The organism is Nonomuraea wenchangensis, assembly GCF_900111685.1.
GTDB lineage: Bacteria > Actinomycetota > Actinomycetes > Streptosporangiales > Streptosporangiaceae > Nonomuraea > Nonomuraea wenchangensis.
In genome coordinates this window covers 76,783-94,541 of sequence record NZ_FOHX01000004.1, presented here as the reverse complement: position 1 = coordinate 94,541, position 17,759 = coordinate 76,783, and the positions used below count along the sequence as shown (strand labels likewise).

The following is a 17,759-nucleotide window of genomic DNA, read 5'->3' as shown; positions in this document are numbered from 1 at the left end:
TGCTGGATCATGCGGCTCCGTAACCGCTACCTCCTGGTCTCCCGCATCGCCATGGGCGGTATGGGAGAAGTGTGGCGTGCCCGGGACGAGCTCCTGGGCCGCGAGGTGGCCGTCAAGATCCTCCGTAGTCACATCCACGTCGACCCGGCCTTTCGCGAACGTTTCAGGAACGAGGCCAGGATCACCGCCTCCCTGGCCGACCCCGGGATCGCCCAGGTCTTCGACTACGGCGAGCAGAGCGACCTGTCCTACCTCGTGATGGAGCTGGTCCACGGGGAGCCGCTGTCGGCCATCCTGGGGCGCAACGGCGCCATCGGGGCCGAGGTGACCCTCGACGTGGTCCACCAGACCGCCAGGGCGCTGCACGCGGCGCACGCGGCGGGCGTCATCCATCGCGACATCAAGCCGGGCAACCTGCTCGTCACGCCCGAAGGCATGATCAAGGTCACCGACTTCGGCATCGCGCGGGCCATGGAGGCGGCGCCGGTGACGCAGACCGGCACCGTGCTGGGCACCGCCCAATACGTCAGCCCCGAGCAGGCGCAGGGCTTCCCGCTCACCCCGGCGACCGACCTCTACTCCCTCGGCGTGGTGGCCTACGAGTGCCTGGCCGGGCGCACCCCGTTCCTGGGTGACAATCATGTGGCCATCGCGCTGCAGCACCTCAACGAGGCGCCCAGGCCGCTCGGCGTGGACGTGCCCGCGCCGGTGCGCGAGCTGGTCATGAGGCTGCTGGCCAAGGATCCCGGGCTGCGGCCGGGGACGGCCATGGCGGTGGCCGACCGGGCGTACGTGCTGCGCGAGTCGCTGGTCGCCGCCGAGCGCTCGGCGGGTCAGCCGGCCGAGCTGAGCATGCTCACCGACCCCGGCGGCTTCCGCGTACGCGAGCCGTCGCCGGAGGAGGAGCGGGAGACCGACCTGGTCACCCCCACCGCGCCCGACGAGCACACCACCGGGCCGGCGCCGGCGAGGCGGCGTCGCCGGGGCGCCCGTACGCTGGCCGTGGTCGCCACGGCCGGCTGCGTCGCCGCGGTGGGCCTCAGCGCCATGACCCTCGCCGCCAGGACCCCCACCACGGCCGCGCCCGGCACCGCGGAGCCGACGCCCCCGGCGCCCTCGCCCGCCCAGGTGAGGCCGATCAGGACCAAACCGCGGACCCACCGCCCCCCGGTGGTTGCGGTCAGGTCGTCGCGGCCTACACCCTCGCGGTCGGCTACGGTAAGCAAGTCGGCTACTCCCACGAGAAAGCCGACACCGAAGGCAACCCCGACGACGCGGACCCCGACGCCCGCCCCCACAACCCCGAAGCCCACCCCAACCCTGACAACTCCGACACCGCCCACTTCGCCGGATCAGGGTGCGACAAACCCGCCCGAGGAGGAGACGTGACGCGCCAGGGGGTCGATGATGGACACCGGCGGCCCCCGAGCAGGCCGGTACCCAAGATGAACGGTAAGGGACAGTGCAGGAAATGACTCAGCCTCGGCTACTCGGAGGTCGTTACGAGCTCGACGGTGTCGTCGGGCGCGGCGGCATGGCCGAGGTGTATCGCGCCCGAGACATCCGGCTGGACCGCATAGTCGCGATCAAAACCCTCCGCTCCGACCTCGCACGCGACCACACCTTCCAGGCCCGTTTCCGCCGCGAGGCGCAGTCCGCGGCCTCACTCAACCACCCCGCCGTCGTCGCGGTCTACGACACCGGCGAGGACGTCACCGACGGCGCGCCGGTCCCGTACATCGTGATGGAGTACGTCGACGGCCGCACCCTGCGCGACCTGCTGCGCCAGGATCGCCGGCTGCTGCCGGAGCGCGCGGTCGAGCTGGTCGACGGCATTCTGCGGGCGCTCGACTACAGCCACCGCGGCGGCATCGTGCACCGCGACATCAAGCCGGCCAACGTGATGATCACCCGTGCGGGCGACGTCAAGGTGATGGACTTCGGCATCGCCCGCGCGATGGCCGACTCGGCCGCCACGATGACGCAGACCGCCCAGGTGATCGGCACGGCCCAATACCTCTCGCCGGAGCAGGCGCGGGGCGAGCGGGTCGACGCGCGCAGCGACATCTACTCGACCGGCTGCCTGCTCTACGAGCTGCTGACGGGCCAGCCGCCGTTCACCGGCGACTCGCCGGTCGCGATCGCCTACCAGCACGTACGCGAGGAGCCGATCCCGCCGTCGCAGATCGACCCCGAGATCCCGGCCTGGGCCGACGCGATCGTGCTCAAGTCCATGGCCAAGGACCCCGCCCAGCGCTACCAGAGCGCGGGCGAGATGCGGGCCGACATCCAGCGGGCGATGTCCGGCATGCCGACCGACGCCCAGACGATGGCGATGAACGCCGGCGGCTACGGCCAGGGCACGCGCATGATGACGGCCACGCACGCGGCGGCCGGCCCGGCCACGCAGCGCACCAACGCCGTCCCGCCCTACGAGTACGGCGACGGCGAGGGCGGCGGCCGTGGCGGTCGGCGCCGGGCTTCCGGAGGCGGCGGCAACGGGGTCAAGACCGCCCTGTGGATCATCATCCCGCTGCTGATCATCGGCGCGTTCGTGACGGTCGGCTACATCGTCTTCGGCGGCGGCAACAGCGCCACCTCCGACACCCAGGTCACGATCCCCTCGCTCGTCTCGCAGGAGCGGGCGTACGCGGAGGAGCAGCTCAAGACGCTTGAGCTCAAGGTCGAGGTCGTCCAGGAGAACAGCTCCGAGATCGACAAGGGCAGTGTGATCCGGACCGACCCGCCGGAGGACACCAAGGTCGAGAAGGGTTCGGCGGTCAAGCTCTACGTCTCCAAGGGCCCGGCCAAGAAGAAGGTGCCGGACGGCCTCATCGGCCTGTCCCAGGAGGACGCGATGGCCGCTCTGGAGAAGGAGGGCCTGCGCGGCACGGTCAAGACCAAGGTCTCCAGCAAGAAGCAGGGCACGGTCATCGACACCAGGCCCAAGGCCGGCGAGGAGATCGAGGAGAACGGCACCGTCACCCTCTACGTGCCCAAGGAGCTGGGCGAGGTGCCGAGCGTCATCGGGCTCACCCAGGAGGACGCCTCCGCGCAGATCAAGTCGGCCGGCTTCCGGGTGAAGGTCGTCCCGCAGCCGAGCGACCAGCCGCAGGGCACGGTCATCCAGCAGAACCCCGGCGAGGGGGCCAAGCTGGCGCCCAACACGACGATCACGATCGTGGTGTCCACCGGGCCGCAGCAGCCGACGCAGCAGCCGAACGAAGACTTCCCCCAGCAGCCCAGCGACGAGCCGACCAGCGACAACCCGATCGACGACCCGCCGACGAACGACAACCCGATCGACGACGAGCCCGACGGGTTCTAGCGACGGGTCCAGAAGCGCCGAGGGCCGTCTCTCCCTTCCGGGAGGGGCGGCCCTCGGCGTTGCCGAACGAAAAGAACGCCCCCGCCGCTCGGGGGCAACGGCGGGGACGTTCACTGGTAAGTCGGTGGCAGCACGACATTTGTTACATGGTTCGCCGAAGCCAATTTCCCAGCAGCGTGTAGCCGTGCTCGGACAGGACCGACTCGGGGTGGAACTGGATGCCCTCGACCGGCGCCCCGCGGTGGCGCAGGCCCATGACCACGCCGTCGGCGGTGCGTGCGGTCACCTCCAGCGTCTCGGGCACCGTGCCGGGCAGCACGGCGAGCGAGTGGTAGCGGGTCATCCGCACCGGCGAGGGCAGTGTCTCGAACACGCCCTCGCCGTCGTGCAGGATGTCGCTCGTCCGGCCGTGGAACAGCTCCGGCGCGCGGGTGACCGTGGCGCCGAAGGCGACGGCGATGGCCTGGTGGCCGAGGCAGACGCCGAGCAGCGGCTGCCGCCTCGCGACCGCGCGGCGGACGAGCGGGACACTCACGCCGGCCGCCTCGGGAGTGCCGGGGCCGGGGCTGACCAGCACGCCGTCGAAACCGTCGGCGTCGGCCTCGCGCACCTCGTCGCGCGGGCGTACGTCGCACTCGGCCCCGAGGACGCGCAGATACTGCACGATCGTGTGGACGAAGCTGTCGTGGTTGTCCACCACCAGCACCCGGCTCATTCCCTCACCGTCACCTCGTCGAGCGTCACCAGCGGCTCCAGTAGCGGAAAGACGACAAACCACAGTACGGCCACCACGGCGGTGACCAGCACGGCGGCGGTCAGGATCCGGCGGGGCAGCGGGCCGGGCAGCTTGCGCCAGAGCCAGGCGTACATCTGGGGCTCATTCCTTCCTGAGCTGCGTCTCTTTGAGCACGCCGTACACGATGAGCCGCTGGGCGGCGGAGAACTCCGGGTGGCAGGTGGACAGCGTGATGTAGGCGCGGATGGGGCGGATGTCGAGCTTGCCGGGCACGGGGGCGAGCACGTCCACCTCGTCGGGCTCCACGACGTCCTGTGAGGTGACGCGGTAGGTGTAGCGGGCCTCGCGGGCGTCCACCACGATCTCGTCGCCGCGTTCCAGCTCGTCGAGCCGGTTGAACGGGGCCGCGTACGTCGTCCGGTGCCCGGAGACCACGAAGTTGCCGATCTGGCCCGGCAGGGCGCTGCCCGGGTAGTGGCCCGGCCCCTTCCTGAGCTGGTCGGCGCCGACGCCTTCGACGATCGCGTACCGGAAGCCGGGGCCGAGCCTGGGGATGCTCAGCAGGGCGACGGCCCGGCCCAGGTCGATGCGGTCGAGGCGGCCGCGCTCGCCGGCCGCCCGCGCCGCGGCGAGTTCGCGCTGGAGCAGCAGTTGCTGGCTCTGGGTGTAGGAGCCGGTGCCCCAGAGCAGGTAGGCGCAGAACAACATGAGGATGAGGCCCGCGGTGATGCTCGTCTCCCCCAGGGCCCGGAGCGCAGCCCGCACTCGATCAGGGTAAGCGGGGGAGCCACGGCGACCGGGGATCGCCAGGACGTGCGCGTGGCGACTATCCTGGGCCCGTCTCGATTAGGCTAACCGAAGAGCCTGCGGACGATCCGGATGCCCCAGGCCCTCAGCAGGAGTTACCCAGTGCCCAAGTCCAAGGCTCGTAAGAAGGCGGTCTACACGCCGCCGCAGAGGTCGCAGCAGGTCAAGGTCAGCCCGCGGTGGCTGGCGCCGACGATGGTCATCGCGTGGATCATCGGCATCCTCTGGATCGCGGTCTACTACGTCGCGCCCAGCACGCCCTTCATCGGCGACCTCCAGAACTGGAATCTGCTGATCGGGTTCGTGTTCATCATCTTCGGTGTGGTTCTTTCCACCCGCTGGCGTTAGTTCTTTCCACAGTTTTTTCCACACCCTGTGGGCGCCGTCACGCGGCGGCCCTCGTTCAGACGCCCACGGCGGCCTGAATGGCCGACACGCGCACCAGCACCAGGGCGATCAGCACGATCAGCACGCCCGCGACGGTCGCCGCCTGCCACAGGGTCCGGTTCCTGCTGGGGGCATAGGCGATGGCCGCCGCCAGCAGCGAACCGGTGATCAGTCCGCCGATGTGCCCGGTCCAGCTGATGCCCGAGACCACGAAGGTGATCGCCAGGTTGATCGCGATCAGCACGGCGATGCCGCGCACGTCCATGTTGAGCCGGCGGCCGACCACGAAGACCGCGCCGAAGAGGCCGAAGATGGCGCCGGAGGCGCCGACCGTCGGCTGGCTGAGCGGGTCGAGCCAGAGGCCGAGCACGCTGCCGCCGAGCGCGCTGAGCAGGTAGATCGCGAGATAGCGGGCGTGGCCGAAGGAGCGCTCCAGGTAGGGGCCGACGACGTAGAGCGCCCAGGAGTTGAACAGGATGTGCATCACGCCGCCGTGCACGAACGCGGCGGTGATCAGCCGGTGGTACTGCTCGCCGAGCGCGACCCCGGCGGGCCACATCGCGAGCTCGCCCGTGACGCGGTCGCCGATGAGATATTGGGCCCCGAAGATCAGCAGGTTGATGACCAGGATCGTGTAGGTGACGATCGGCGTGCGCACGACGTTGCCACCGAAGGTGGAGCGGGCCTGACGGATGCCGCGGTTGCCGTCGGCCACGCATTCGGGGCACTGGAAGCCGACCGCCGCGTCACGCATGCAGTCGGGGCAGATCGGGCGCTCACAACGCTGACAGCGGACCCAGGTTTCCTTCTCCGGATGCCGGTAGCACGTGGGGACGGCCTCGGCCGGCTGCTCCGGCTGAGGGGGCGGGCTGGGCGGCAAGCTGGTCATGACCGAAAGCCTATGGCCTGTTACGGCTTGCTGCGCTTCGCCCGCCCCTCAGGAACGCGGGCTCAGCCCTGCACGCGGTCGAAGGTGACCGACTCCAGGATGACGTCCTCCACGGGCCGGTCACGGGCGTCGGTGCGGGTCTTCGCGATGGCGTCGACGACGTCCTGGCCCTCGACGACCTCGCCGAAGATGGTGTGCTTGCCGTTGAGGTGCGGCTGCGGGGCGACCGTGACGAAGAACTGCGAGCCGTTGGTGCCCTTGCCGAAGCGGATGCCCGCGTTGGCCATGGCCAGCAGGTAGGGCCGGTTGAACCAGAGCTCGGGGTGGATCTCGTCGTCGAACTCGTAGCCGGGGCCGCCGACGCCCTGACCCAGCGGGTCGCCGCCCTGGATCATGAAGCCCGAGATGACGCGGTGGAAGATGGTGCCGTCGTAGTAGCGGCCCGTGCTCTTCTCGCCGGTGCCCGGGTGCGTCCATTCGCGGGTGCCTTCAGCCAGCTCCACGAAGTTGCGCACGGTCTTCGGCGCTTTGGTGGGAAAGAGTTCGACCTTGATCAGGCCGCGGTTGGTCTGCAGGTTAGCGATCAGCTTCTCAGCCACGAGACAGCTGCCCCCCTCTATATACAGGGTTGGTTTGTGATCTTTTGCGAACTATGGCCTTAAGGCGCTGTGACCATCCTCCCACGGACCGCAATGAATGGACCGCCTCCCCCAGGGAAGGTCAGCCTCGGGATCCCAACGACAGGGGAGGTTGTCGTGTCCCTGACACTGAGAAAGCGCCGCGTGGTCATAGAGGTACCCGCCACGTGGATGGGTCGTGTGAAGACCCGGGCCGTAAACACCGGCCAACGCATGTCGCCGATGGCCGGCCAGGCCAAGATGGCCGCCACGCACCGTATCGAGGACGCCCGCTCTTGGGCGGCACCGCGGCTGGAGTCCGCGGCGCACGGCATCGAGGACCAGGTCGCTCCGTACGTCAGCTCCATGCTGACCGCGGCGGCCAGGAAGATCGAGCCGGCTCGGACGCGGTCGCGTAGGTGGCCGATGCTCGTTCTGATGACCGGACTCGCGGTTGGGGCGATGGGCTACATGGCCTACCGCCGCAATGCCCAGCAGTGGACCGAGCACATGAAGGACTCCGCCTCCGATGCCTCACGCTGGGTCAACGAGAAGGCGGAACGTACCGCCGATTCCGCGAACCGGATGGCGAGCGGCGTGTCGGAGCGGGCGGACGAGACATCTCGCAAGATGTCCTGATCCGGCGACCAGGGTAGGCGCCTCCGTGCTCCGGCACGGGGGCGCTTCTCCTTTCCCGGGGTTTGACCGCTTACCAAGCGCTTGCTACAAACCGACCATGGCGCTGTCACCCCTCGACGACTACCCCGTCCACCAGGCGGCCCAGGTCATGCGGCACGTGACCACCTCCGACCGCAACTTCTACGACCGCTACTACTTCAACTGCCATGCCGGCACCGACGAGCTCATGCTCATCGTCGGCCTCGGCCAGTACCCCAACCTGGGCGTCACCGACGCCTTCGCCCTGGCCCGCCGGGGGAACCTGCACCGGGTGGTACGGGCCTCGCGCGAACTCGGCGCGGACCGCATGGACACCGGGGTCGGCCCGTTCCGGGTCGAGGTCCTCGAAGGGCTGAAGCGGCTGCGCGTGATCCTGGAGCCGAACGCGTACGGGCTGTCCTTCGACCTGAGCTGGGAGGGCACGATCCCGGCCACCCTGGAGCCCCGGCACTTCCTGCGGTGGCAGGAGCGGGTGATGTTCGACTCCGTCCGGCTCGCGCAGACCGGCCGCTGGACCGGGCACGTACGGATCGGCGATGAGGAGATCCCGGTCACCCCCGACCGCTGGCTGGGCACCAGGGACCGCTCCTGGGGCATCCGCCCGGTCGGCGAGGCCGAGCCGCCCGGCATCCAGTCCAGGAACGCCGGCACCTTCTACTGGCTGTACGCCCCCATGAGCTTCGGCGACCACGCGATCCTGTGCATCGTCCAGGAGGACGAGCGGGGCCGCCGGCTGCTGGAGGAGGCCGTCCGGGTGTGGGCGGACGGGCGCGAGGAGGAGTACCTGGGCCGCCCCGACTACCGGCCCGTGTACGCCCCCGGCACCCGGGACGTCGTCGAGGCCGTCATCACCTTCACCCCGCCCACGGGCAAGCCCTTCGACGTGCGCTGCACCCCCGTCCTGCCGGTCCACCTCATGGCCGGCACCGGCTACGGCCTCGAACCGGACTGGCGGCACGGCATGTACCAGGGGCCGGAGCCGGTGGTGCAGGGGGTGACGTACCGGCTGCCGGAGGACGCGAACCGCATGTGGGGCCTCGTGGACGCGGTCGGGCGCTTCGAGTACGACGGGCACGTCGGCCACGGCCTGTTCGAATACTGGGCCCTGGGCCCGCACCCGTCGTTCGAGCGGGGCTAGCGCGCCACGCAATCGCAGGCCGTCAGCTCTCGGGCACCCGCTCTATGACGCGCCTGATCCGGTCCTGGTGCGCGGCGGCGAGCCGTTCGAGCTGCCCCGGACAGCGTTTGTCGTGTTGGATGAGCGACGAACGCAGTCCTGGGTGCCGGAGCTGCGGCACAGAGTCCCATACTCCCTGCGGGATCGGTTCTGTACTGTTCTTGTCCACCATGTAGGCGATGTGCCCCAGCGCCGCGTCCAGATCCCGCAGCACGTCCACGACATGGGTCAACGAATTCGGCGGGCATTCGGTCAGAGCCCTGACCAGGAAATCCGTCTCGGGCGTCTCCCACTTCCGGACTCGGGAGACGGAACTTCCCGGATGATCGGCACGGCCGGCGCTGTACAGCATCGCGAGTAGCTCTTCGGCGGTGAGGTGGCCACTTGCCATGCGCTCGGAGATGCCTTGCCACTTGATCCGCTGTTGCCACTTGGACAGGATGCTGTTGACGAGAAAGGCCAGGAGGATCAGCCCCGTGGCCGTCGCGGCGCGCGCGTCGGTTTGCTCACCAGGGGAAACATTCGGGATCTCAACCGGTAGGCCAAAGACGAGGATCGCTAGGGCGAGGAAGAGGCCGCCGTTGAGCCAGCGAAGCAGGAGCGCCTTGTTCGGCAGCGTCAGGTTGCGCCGGATGGCATGAACGATCTCATCCGGGTCTCGGGCGGCGATGTACTGCGTGAACAGGTCGTGCAGCGGGCGCAGATGCGGCAGTATCCAGTCCCGCGGCCCTTGGGGCAGCCGCCCCGTCCAGCCCATGAAGGCCACCAGCGCGACGGGCCACGAATTGGCCGTAGCCCTGAACAGTTCCAGGAGCCCGTTTCCTATTTCTCCCGACAGGAGGAAGACGAACGCCTGTGCGGCCTGCACGACGGCGTCCAGGGTCAGCAGGCCTCCCAGCAACGCGGGGAACCAGGCCATGGCATAGGCCCTCCGGGAGACGGCTTTCAGCCGCGGACCCGAGCCGAGGAGAAAAACGCCGCACATCAGTGGCATCACGGCACTGGGCCACCTCAGACTCACGTCCCCGAAAAGCAGCGAGCTGAAGCGGATAATGCCGATGACCGCCCACGCCTGCAGCAGGCGCACTGCTGCACGGGCGAGGACTGCCAGGCCGATGACGCGATCCTCGAGGCGGATTCTGGCCCGGGGGACCAGCAGACTGACCAGTGGCGGGGACTTCAGCACCCAGGTGAGGAGCAGCAGGCGGACGTGTCCCGGCAGGCGTGAAAACGTCTCCGGCGACGCGTTGAGCTGCTCGGCCGCGTCGAGAGTCAGCTCTTCGGGGCTGTCTGTCCGCACCAGCCAGGTCACTGCCCAAGCTCCGACCTCTGGCGACGCGAGCGGCAACAGAGCCATGGCGCGTTTCTGCTCTGCCGGCCGGCCACGTACGAACGCGCTGACGACGATGCGGTCGATGAGGCGGGTCAGCTCAGCGGACGCAGGCACGTCGCCTTCCACTTTGTTCAGCAGGTCGAGCACGTGCCTCACCGGCGCGGGCCAGGCTAGATCCGGTCGCGCGATGCCGGTGAGGGGAGCGTTCGGCGCGGCTGTGAGGTACGGGGTCACGTCGCCGATCGCCCAAGCCGCCTTCGTCAGCTGCTCGTCGAGCACCTTACGGGCCGCTGTGACCAGCGGCTCCCTCAGCTCGCCAGTAGATGGGCCGAGGCAGAGCGCCAGAGGATCGCGCCATGCCGGAGCCGTGATCAGCTCTTGCGGGTCGATGCGCTCGCGCATGCGTACGAGCCATCGAGCGGCGAAGTAGTCGCAGAACATGCCGCTGGCGAACACGGCCATGTCGTTGCGATACGCCTGCAGAATGCCCACGGCGATCAGCGCGTCGATCGCCGCGGGATCCGGTCGTTCGAGGTCCGCCGCGAGGCCGCGGTCGATCACCCGAGCGGCGAGCGATTCCGCGACCTCGGCGATTTGGGACGGATTTGCCGCTCTCCTCAGCCGCTGGGCGACGACCGCTTCCAACAGCTCGTAGGAGCTGCTGGGAAACCAGTTCGCCTCGGCCTGCCGCATGTGGTCACAGAGGAACTGCAGAAAGCGCGGATTCGCCGCGCGCCGTGCCAGCTCGGGATGCTGGGTCAGATGCGTCAAGAGTCTCTTGAGCAGGGTGTCGGTGATGCCGCTGTCCGCCGCTATGTCTTGCTGCTGCCTGTAGGTCAGCGGCGAAAGACGCAGCACTTTCTCGCCCGCGAGGACGTCCGGCTCGTCCTGGGTCACGACGATCGCCGCGAATGCAGGCCTGCTGTCAGCGAACTGGCGAATGGCCTTCAGGGTCGTCTCGTCCGAATCGGCGGCGTGGAAGGCATCGAACAGGAAGAGCCACCTCAGGTTCCGCCGTCCGTCCAGCAGGTTGCGCAGGTCGGTCTGGATGACAGAGTCCCCGTCGGCGACGAACTCGTAGACATGGCTGCGGATCGCCTCCGCGGTGATGGGCGCCGTCACGTTGGCCAGGTTGATGTACACCGCCATCCAGGGTGGCTTCTTCGTGGTTGTGACGTGCTGGTGCGTTCGCCATAACGCCTTCCGTAGCGCCAGCGTCTTCCCCGAGCCTGCTTCGCCGACGACGAAGGTGACTTTGGCGCGGGAACGCAGCAGCTGCCGAGAGGCCAACCGGCGGCGCGGGACCCTCTTGCCGATGGTGACGAGCGGCTCGGTGAGCTGGTTCGGCTCGCCCAATTTCCCGATGGCGGTGTTGGAGATGTGCCGCAGCTGGGTCACGTAAGGCTCCGGCCCCGTCCGGACCACCCGTACGATGCCCAGGACGAGCACAGTGCAGCCGACACCCGCCGTCACGATCGACGTGACATCAGGCCAGAGGCGCGGCGGGATCCCGGCGCTCCTGAGCCAGGCGAAAACGTCGAGCCCGACCAGCAGCAGGCCCACGGCGGCGAACGACCGCCCACTGATCTTCCGAAACGCCTCTTCACGGCCTTGGGCGTGGCTGTAGGCGTCGAACCGCAGGCCGATCACCGCCGCCACGGCGGCAACGGCGGACAGGATCCACGCGATCTGATCCAGAAAATCTTGCGTCACGAGATCAATCCTCTGCGTAGTCGACTACCTGGACAACGCGGCATCCGCAGGGAGCGTTACCGGGATCGGTCCACGTCGGCCACGGCCTGGCGCTGCCTTCCTGAACGGCGAGCCGCGACCTATTTCCGTAGTCGCACGACTACAATCTGCTATTTAGACGAGGAGAGACAACTAGTAGACAAGAGAGGCGATGACGTGGATCTGTACGAGCACTCGCTCAACCAGCCGGTTTTCCGCCGTCTGTGCGGAGGCAACCAGGACGAGGAGGAGATGGAGTCCTGCGTCGAGATCGCCCCGATCCCGGGCGCTCCGGACGCGTTCGCCCTGCGTGACGGGAAGAACCCGGATGCGGGGACTCTCCGCTTCACCGGTGCCGAACTTCGCGCGGCCGGCGTGACCACCATCTAGCGAGACCCCAAGACGGGCGGCGGCCCCTGCCTGATCACAGCAAGCAGGAGCCGCTCGCCTCAAGGTTACGGGAGCTGTCTGATCATGCACTGGCACGCCTACCAGTGGACCGGCAACGGGGCTGACCGAGGCGACGAGTCCGGGAGACGGCCCGGCTCGCCCGGCTTCCCCACCTCGCCGCTGCCGCCCATGCGCACCGGTGACTGGCTGGCCAAGCCCGCCTCACGGATCGCCGGCAGCTTCGACGACGTCGAGGACGCCGCCTGCTGGCTGGCCCGCGAGTACGGCAAGGCGAGCGCGTCCCTCATCCGGCCGGAGCGCATCACCCTGGAGGAGCGCCTGGCCCGTGCCAGGGACGCCCTGCCCCGGGGCGTGGACGTGCAGTGGGGCGAGTGGCTGAAGGCCGGCAGGTTCGTGACCCTGGGGATGGTCTGCTGCCCGAACCGGCACGTGTCGCATCCCTGCCCCGTCACGTCCGGACCCTCGTGAGCGGTCGCTTCATACCGCGCAGGAGTACACCGTGCTGCGGTGGGCGATGGAGAAGCCGGCGCGTTCGTACACGGCGACCGCGCCCGTCGGGTTGGCGGCGTCCACGCCGAGCCCGGCCGTGTCGTAGCCCTGGGCGGCGAAGGCGGCGAGGGCGTGCGTGAGCAGCGCGCCGGCCACGCCCTTGCCGCGCCACTCGCGCAGCGTGCCGACGATCTGGATCCAGGCGACGCGCTCACCGGCCGGCGTCTCACGGTGGTGGGTCATGAGCACGCCGACGGCCCGCCCGTCCGCCAGGGCCACGAACGACGAGCCCGGCAGGAAGTTCGAGGGGCCGGTGATGGCGGCGTGCCAGCTCTCCGGGGTGTGCGGCACGCTGCCCCAGTGGTCGCGGAAGGACTGGTTGCGTACGGCGCGGGCGCCTTCGTCCAGGTCCGGCGACCAGGGGACGAGGGACACGCCGGCCGGGAGCCGGACGGCGGGCAGGTCGGCGGGCAGCTCGCACGCCATCCGGGCGAAGGTGCGCACCTGGACGAACCCGGCGGCCTCCGCGAGCGCCACCGCCCCGGGATCGGTGGCGTGCGCCGTGAGGTGGATCTCCGCGGGAACGCCGGGGAAGGCCCGCGCGCTCAGCGCCGGGGCGGCGCGCAGGCTCCAGTCCACGATCCGCCGGCCGAGGCCGCGGCGGCGGTGGTCGGGATGCACGCCGCCCCAGAGCCGCATGGCGTGCGTCTCGGGGGCGGACTGCATGACCGGCAGCTGGGCGAAGGCGACCAGGCGGTCGCCCTCCCGGGCCGCGAGGGTGCCTTCGGCCAGGTCGAGCAGCGGGCTGGAGAGGTGGCCGGCCACCTCGTCCGCACTGTAAACCACGCCGGTGTGGTCCACGGTCTCCATCGCGCCCAGCAGTTCGGCCAGCGGCCGAGCGTCCGCCAGGGTCAAATGCTCCCATTTCATGACATGGGAGCCTAGGTCAGGCGCGCGGAGCCTCCCGACTGGTGGGCGATCGCGGCCAGGCGGTCCCCGAACGCGCGGCGCGTACGCGCCCCGAACCCGATGAACAGCCGGTTGGCGAGGGCCACCGCCCAGAACGGGCCGGCCACGCAGTAGACGCGGTGGTCCACGCGCGTGCCCTCGGGATGGGCGGTCACCGTCCACTCGCCCCGGTACCACCAGCCGCCCTGGTGGGCCAGGAAATGCTCGCCGCCCTCCGTGGCGGGCACCTGCCGCCGGAGCAGCGGCCACACCCGCTCGACGGGCGCGGTCACCACCCCGGCGACCGCCGTGACGAGCCGTCGGCTCACGGCTTGACCACCCGTGAGTTGTGGAAGGAGGCGAAGCGCCAGCCCTCAGGGGTGCGCAGCGCCGTGAAGGTGACGGTGGACGTCCGGCTCGGGTCGGGGACGCCGTTCACGGACGACGCCCCGCCCACCACGACCACGGCGACGTCGTCGGTGATGTACCTGATGCTCGGCTCGACGTCGCTCTCGTCGAGCTTGATCGCGGTCTTGAACAACCCCCTGTGCGTCTCCTCGATGGCCTCGCGGCCCTTGAGGTGCAGGCCGAAGAAGGTGACGTAGTCGGCGTCCGCGGTGAACAGCTCCGCGTAGCCGACGGAGTCGCCGGCGTTCCAGGTCTCGGTCAGGCGGGCGAGCAGGCGGTTGATCTCGGTCGTGGCTTCGGTGGTGGACATGACGCGGTTCCTCTCGGTCGCGGCGCCTATCCTTGGGGATGCGAGTCCGGACAGGGCAGGCGCCTTGGTCGGTTGCCGGCCGCCGGGGTGTTGGCGCACCTCGGCGGCCGTTGTTTCTCAGGTGGGCGGGCTCCAGTCGAGCTCGCCCTTGTCCAGCCGGTCGAGCAGGTCGCCGAGCCAGGCCAGCTCGGCCCGGTGCAGCGCCTGCTCGTACTCCAGCTCCAGCGCGAGCACGGCGGGCAGGCCGTCCTCTGCCATGGCCCGCCGGTGGGCGTCCATCCCGGCGAGGGTGCCCTCGATCGTCGCGGCGCGGGCGCGCAGCGCCCGTACGGTCTCGGGCGGCGGGAGGCAGCCCATGAGCGAGACCGCGGCGACGAACGCGCGCCGGTCGGGGTCCGGCCGTTCGAGGAGCAGGCGCAGCCGGGCGGCCAGCTCCTCCCGGCCCTCGTCGGTGATCTCGTAGACCGTGCGCTCCGGCCTGCGGCCCTCGCGGTCGGTCTTCGCGGGCACGATGAACTCGTCCCTGGCCAGCCGCTCGACCGCGTGGTAGAGGCTGCGCGGCAGGCCGGTGATGTAGTCCTTGTGCCAGTCGACGATGAGCCGGTGCAGCTCGTACGGGTGAGCGGCGCGCAGCGTGAGCAGGGCCAGGACGGTGAGCCCGACCAGATCGTGGCGGCGCGCCATGATGCTCCTTTCCATAGTGCAATTTGCACTATAGGCATGTGCAGTACCGAAAGTCGAGAGGGTCGGCGGCGATCAGGCGTCGAGCTGCAGGAAGGCGCGGTCGATCGCCTGCCTGCTGGTCTCCTCCGGGTAAGGGAAGCGGCCGATGAGGTCACGCAGCCCTTCCGTGTGCGCCCGCCTCGCCAGGTCGGCCACCAGCGCCAGCTCGGCCTGCTGCCCCGACACGTACGCGCGGTCCACCACCGCGCCGTGCCCCGGCACGATCACCGGCTCGGGCATCTCCCTGAGCATCGCGGCCAGCGTCACCGGCCAGTCCAGCGGGTACGAGTCCCCGAACGCGGGCGGCGCCCCCTCCTCCACCAGGTCACCCGCGAACACCACCCCCGCGTCCGGCACCTGCACCACGACGTCGTTGCTGCTGTGCCCGAGCCCGAAGTGCCGCAGATGCACCATGCGCCCGCCGAGGTCGAGGCTCGCGGCGCTGCTGAACGTGCAGTCCGGCGCGACGATGGTGACCTCTTCCAGCTCCTCGCGCAGCTCCGGATCGCGTTCCGCGAGGAGGGCGCGTTGCTGCTCGCCGTACGTCTCGATCTCCTCCGCGCAGCGGGTGTGGCCCCAGATCTCGGCGGGGCGGAAGAGCGCGTTGCCGAAGTAGTGGTCGAAGTGGGAGTGGCTGTTGACGACCGTCCAGGGGCCGTGGGTGATCGTCCTGATCGCCTCGATCAGGTCGGCGGCTTGGCGGTGGGAGGCCCGCGTGTCGAGCACGAGGCAGTGCCCGTCGTCGCCCACGATCAGGCCGGTGTTCATGTCGTAGGACCGGTGCCGGCGGACGTAGACCCGGTCGCCGATCTCCTGCCACTTCTCGTCCATGGCACCGAACCCTACTTTTCACCCCCATCTATGGCACATGGGTGAACCGAAGCCCCTCGAACGTCCCGGAGGACCGCCACTGGTCGATGTAGGTGAAGAACGCCGCCGCGCCCCCGGGATAGCCGCCGTTCAGCCGCCCCCGTACGCCCAGGTCCTGGCCCTCGTTGTTGTAGTAGCCGGGCGTGCAGTCGGGCGAGCCGAGCAGCGGCCCGTTGCCGGACAGCAGCAGGTCCACCCAGCCGTTCTCGGCCTCCTTCGTGACCTCGACCTCGGTGTGGCCGTGCGCCAGGGCGTGCGCGACGACGGTGGCGACCGTGCGGCCGGCCTCGGTGAGGTTGTGGGGGATGTTGGAGAGCAGGTTGGCGCCCTGGGTGTGGCCGATGAGGAAGGCATTCGGGAAGCCGTGCACGTGGATGCCGTGCAGCGAGCGCATGCCGTCCGCCCAGTGCTCCGACAGCCGGCGGCCGTCGCGGCCGGTCAGGTCGTAGCCGGCGCGGCGGGTCCAGTCCGTGCCGACCTCGAAGCCGGAGGCGTAGATGACGCAGTCGACCTCGTACTCGCGGCCAGCGACGACGACGCCCCCCTCGGTGATGCGCTCGACGCCCTTGCCGTCGGTGTCCACGAGGTGGACGCCGGGCAGGTTGAACGCCTGGAGGTACTCGTCGTGGAAGCAGGGGCGCTTGCAGAGCTGGCGGTACCACGCCTTGAGCCCGCGCGCGGTCTCCGGGTCGCGCACGACGGCGTCCACGCGGGCGCGGATCTCCTCCATCTTCTCGAAGTCGGAGTCCTCGAACGCGGCCAGCAGCGTCCGCGGCGTGACCTCGGGCAGCTCGGCGATCCTGGCCCTGACCCGGCGGGCGAGGTCGGTCCAGCCGTCCATCACCAGGTCCTCCTCGGCCTGGGCGCCGGTCTGCATGGCGGTGAAGTTCTCCAGCCAGCGCCGCTGCCAGCCGGGCGTGGCGATGCCGGCGAACCACTCGGGGTCGGTGGGGCGGTTGTCGCGTACGTCCACGCTCGACGGGGTGCGCTGGAAGACGTACAGCTCGGCGGCGGACCTCGCCAGGTGGGGGACGCACTGGACGGCGGTCGCGCCGGTGCCGATGATCGCCACCCGCTTGTCCGCCAGCCGGTCCATGGGGGCGCCGGCCGGGTCGCCGCCGGTGTAGGCGTAGTCCCAGCGGCTGGTGTGGAAGGCGTGGCCGCGGAAGTCCGCCATCCCGGGGATGCCGGGGAGCTTCGGCACGTGCAGCGGCCCGATGCCCATGACGACGAACTGCGCGGTGAAGGCGTCGCCGCGGCCGGTGCGCACCAGCCACCGGCCGCCGAGCCATTCCAGGCTGGTGACCTCGGTGTGGAACAGGGCGTCGTCGTAGAGGCCGAAGTGCTTGCCGATGCGGCGGCAGTGCTCCAGGATCTCGGGCGCGTGCGCGTACTTCTCCGACGGCATGTGGCCGGTCTCCTCCAGGAGCGGCATGTAGACGTACGACGCCGTGTCGCACTGCGCTCCCGGGTAGCGGTTCCAGTACCAGGTGCCGCCGAAGTCGCCGGCCTTATCCAGGATGCGTACGTCCTGGACGCCGGCCTCCTTGAGCCTGGCCCCGGTGAGCAGCCCGGCGAAGCCGCCGCCGATGACCGCGACCGTGACGTGGTCGGTCTTGGGTGCGCGCTCGGTCCTGGGCGTGTACGGGTCGTCCAGGTAGTCGGCGGGCAGGCGGAGGTACTGGTCGTTGCCGTCCGGGCGGAGCCGCTTGTCGCGCTCCTCGCGGTATTTGCGGCGCAGGGCCTCTTTGGCTGTTCCGTCGAGTCTGCCGATCGCGGCTGTCATGCGTCCTCCGCTGGATTGTCCGAGGCGATTCCAGAATCACATTCGGCGCCGGTCGCCGACAAGGGCCTCGCCCGCCGCGGCCGTCGGGCGAGTGGGGGCCGCTATGGTGATTAATCCGTACGTAAAGAAGC

General features: G+C 69.8%; 19 protein-coding genes. 7 read left to right on the top strand and 12 right to left on the bottom strand.

What is annotated here, in order from left to right; genetic code table 11:
* Window positions 1-9: 9 nt before the first annotated feature.
* Together BMW85_RS12810 and pknB are read left to right on the top strand one after the other, a co-directional pair.
* On the top strand, window positions 10-1,389 hold the full coding sequence (locus BMW85_RS12810) for a serine/threonine-protein kinase (RefSeq protein WP_091080955.1): 1,380 nt from the start codon (window positions 10-12) through the stop codon (window positions 1,387-1,389).
* A gap of 82 nt (window positions 1,390-1,471) precedes the next feature.
* Complete coding sequence (gene pknB / locus BMW85_RS12805; protein WP_245774756.1) at window positions 1,472-3,328, top strand: Stk1 family PASTA domain-containing Ser/Thr kinase; 1,857 nt, start codon at window positions 1,472-1,474, stop codon at window positions 3,326-3,328.
* 142 nt (window positions 3,329-3,470) lie between these two features.
* Here pknB and BMW85_RS12800 read toward each other — a convergent pair whose 3' ends face one another.
* From BMW85_RS12800 to BMW85_RS12790, 3 genes are read right to left on the bottom strand one after another with little or no spacing between them, the layout of a single operon-like run.
* The gene (locus BMW85_RS12800; RefSeq protein WP_091080949.1) at window positions 3,471-4,043 is read right to left on the bottom strand and encodes an anthranilate synthase component II; all 573 of its coding nucleotides are present in this window, start codon (window positions 4,041-4,043) and stop codon (window positions 3,471-3,473) included.
* The gene (locus BMW85_RS49520) at window positions 4,040-4,198 is read right to left on the bottom strand and encodes a hypothetical protein (protein ID WP_091080947.1); all 159 of its coding nucleotides are present in this window, start codon (window positions 4,196-4,198) and stop codon (window positions 4,040-4,042) included. Before BMW85_RS49520 ends, BMW85_RS12800 begins: the two co-directional genes overlap by 4 nt.
* A 7-nt stretch (window positions 4,199-4,205) precedes the next feature.
* On the bottom strand, window positions 4,206-4,829 hold the full coding sequence (locus BMW85_RS12790; protein ID WP_091080945.1) for a class E sortase: 624 nt from the start codon (window positions 4,827-4,829) through the stop codon (window positions 4,206-4,208).
* Window positions 4,830-4,973: 144 nt separating this feature from the next.
* Between BMW85_RS12790 and BMW85_RS12785 the strand changes: the two genes are divergently transcribed.
* Window positions 4,974-5,219 (top strand): cell division protein CrgA, encoded by a 246-nt coding sequence (locus BMW85_RS12785; RefSeq protein WP_091080943.1) that lies wholly within the window; start codon window positions 4,974-4,976, stop codon window positions 5,217-5,219.
* 55 nt (window positions 5,220-5,274) lie between these two features.
* Here BMW85_RS12785 and BMW85_RS12780 read toward each other — a convergent pair whose 3' ends face one another.
* Complete coding sequence (locus tag BMW85_RS12780; protein WP_091080940.1) at window positions 5,275-6,147, bottom strand: rhomboid family intramembrane serine protease; 873 nt, start codon at window positions 6,145-6,147, stop codon at window positions 5,275-5,277.
* Window positions 6,148-6,209: 62 nt separating this feature from the next.
* Complete coding sequence (locus tag BMW85_RS12775) at window positions 6,210-6,746, bottom strand: peptidylprolyl isomerase (RefSeq protein WP_091080938.1); 537 nt, start codon at window positions 6,744-6,746, stop codon at window positions 6,210-6,212.
* 156 nt (window positions 6,747-6,902) lie between these two features.
* On the opposite strand from BMW85_RS12775, the gene BMW85_RS12770 reads away from it, so the two are divergent.
* Together BMW85_RS12770 and BMW85_RS12765 are read left to right on the top strand one after the other, a co-directional pair.
* The gene (locus BMW85_RS12770; protein ID WP_143082249.1) at window positions 6,903-7,403 is read left to right on the top strand and encodes a hypothetical protein; all 501 of its coding nucleotides are present in this window, start codon (window positions 6,903-6,905) and stop codon (window positions 7,401-7,403) included.
* 97 nt (window positions 7,404-7,500) lie between these two features.
* A complete protein-coding gene (locus BMW85_RS12765; RefSeq protein ID WP_091080932.1) occupies window positions 7,501-8,580 on the top strand; it encodes an Rv3169 family protein in 1,080 nt (359 codons plus the stop codon).
* 22 nt (window positions 8,581-8,602) lie between these two features.
* On the opposite strand, the gene BMW85_RS12760 is transcribed toward BMW85_RS12765, so the two are convergent.
* Window positions 8,603-11,665 (bottom strand): NACHT domain-containing protein, encoded by a 3,063-nt coding sequence (locus BMW85_RS12760; protein ID WP_091080929.1) that lies wholly within the window; start codon window positions 11,663-11,665, stop codon window positions 8,603-8,605.
* Window positions 11,666-11,860: 195 nt separating this feature from the next.
* Here BMW85_RS12760 and BMW85_RS50990 point away from each other — a divergent pair, with 195 nt between their 5' ends.
* Window positions 11,861-12,073, top strand: a complete 213-nt coding sequence (locus BMW85_RS50990) for a DUF397 domain-containing protein (RefSeq protein ID WP_245774755.1) — start codon at window positions 11,861-11,863, stop codon at window positions 12,071-12,073.
* Between the two features lie 84 nt (window positions 12,074-12,157).
* Window positions 12,158-12,562 carry a hypothetical protein gene (locus tag BMW85_RS12750; RefSeq protein ID WP_091080928.1) on the top strand — a complete coding sequence of 135 codons (405 nt, stop codon included), beginning with the start codon at window positions 12,158-12,160 and terminating at the stop codon, window positions 12,560-12,562.
* A gap of 9 nt (window positions 12,563-12,571) precedes the next feature.
* On the opposite strand, the gene BMW85_RS12745 is transcribed toward BMW85_RS12750, so the two are convergent.
* From BMW85_RS12745 to BMW85_RS12720, 6 genes are all read right to left on the bottom strand, one after another.
* On the bottom strand, window positions 12,572-13,513 hold the full coding sequence (locus tag BMW85_RS12745; RefSeq protein WP_091080926.1) for a GNAT family N-acetyltransferase: 942 nt from the start codon (window positions 13,511-13,513) through the stop codon (window positions 12,572-12,574).
* 11 nt (window positions 13,514-13,524) lie between these two features.
* Entirely contained in the window at window positions 13,525-13,860 is a 336-nt protein-coding gene (locus BMW85_RS12740; RefSeq protein WP_177240652.1) for a hypothetical protein, read from the bottom strand.
* Window positions 13,857-14,249: an SgcJ/EcaC family oxidoreductase gene (locus BMW85_RS12735; RefSeq protein WP_091080923.1), complete on the bottom strand. Its 393-nt coding sequence runs from the start codon at window positions 14,247-14,249 to the stop codon at window positions 13,857-13,859. The genes BMW85_RS12740 and BMW85_RS12735 overlap by 4 nt, the downstream gene beginning before the upstream one ends.
* 117 nt (window positions 14,250-14,366) lie before the next feature.
* Window positions 14,367-14,933: a PadR family transcriptional regulator gene (locus tag BMW85_RS12730; protein ID WP_091080922.1), complete on the bottom strand. Its 567-nt coding sequence runs from the start codon at window positions 14,931-14,933 to the stop codon at window positions 14,367-14,369.
* A gap of 72 nt (window positions 14,934-15,005) precedes the next feature.
* The gene (locus tag BMW85_RS12725; protein ID WP_091080919.1) at window positions 15,006-15,803 is read right to left on the bottom strand and encodes an MBL fold metallo-hydrolase; all 798 of its coding nucleotides are present in this window, start codon (window positions 15,801-15,803) and stop codon (window positions 15,006-15,008) included.
* Between the two features lie 28 nt (window positions 15,804-15,831).
* Window positions 15,832-17,628 (bottom strand): flavin-containing monooxygenase, encoded by a 1,797-nt coding sequence (locus BMW85_RS12720; protein WP_177240651.1) that lies wholly within the window; start codon window positions 17,626-17,628, stop codon window positions 15,832-15,834.
* Window positions 17,629-17,759: the final 131 nt, after the last annotated feature.

Bases quoted from the DNA above. Each gene is read 5' to 3' on its own strand.
- BMW85_RS12735 (WP_091080923.1), bottom strand. From the start codon at position 14,249: ATGTCCACCACCGAAGCCACGACCGAGATCAACCGCCTGCTCGCCCGC.
- BMW85_RS12725 (WP_091080919.1), bottom strand. From the start codon at position 15,803: ATGGACGAGAAGTGGCAGGAGATCGGCGACCGGGTCTACGTCCGCCGG.
- BMW85_RS12750 (WP_091080928.1), top strand. From the start codon at position 12,158: ATGCACTGGCACGCCTACCAGTGGACCGGCAACGGGGCTGACCGAGGC.
- BMW85_RS12800 (WP_091080949.1), bottom strand. From the start codon at position 4,043: ATGAGCCGGGTGCTGGTGGTGGACAACCACGACAGCTTCGTCCACACG.
- BMW85_RS49520 (WP_091080947.1), bottom strand. From the start codon at position 4,198: ATGTACGCCTGGCTCTGGCGCAAGCTGCCCGGCCCGCTGCCCCGCCGG.
- BMW85_RS12745 (WP_091080926.1), bottom strand. From the start codon at position 13,513: ATGAAATGGGAGCATTTGACCCTGGCGGACGCTCGGCCGCTGGCCGAA.
- BMW85_RS12810 (WP_091080955.1), top strand. From the start codon at position 10: ATGCGGCTCCGTAACCGCTACCTCCTGGTCTCCCGCATCGCCATGGGC.
- BMW85_RS12730 (WP_091080922.1), bottom strand. From the start codon at position 14,933: ATGGCGCGCCGCCACGATCTGGTCGGGCTCACCGTCCTGGCCCTGCTC.
- BMW85_RS12780 (WP_091080940.1), bottom strand. From the start codon at position 6,147: ATGACCAGCTTGCCGCCCAGCCCGCCCCCTCAGCCGGAGCAGCCGGCC.
- pknB (WP_245774756.1), top strand. From the start codon at position 1,472: ATGACTCAGCCTCGGCTACTCGGAGGTCGTTACGAGCTCGACGGTGTC.
- BMW85_RS12720 (WP_177240651.1), bottom strand. From the start codon at position 17,628: ATGACAGCCGCGATCGGCAGACTCGACGGAACAGCCAAAGAGGCCCTG.
- BMW85_RS12765 (WP_091080932.1), top strand. From the start codon at position 7,501: ATGGCGCTGTCACCCCTCGACGACTACCCCGTCCACCAGGCGGCCCAG.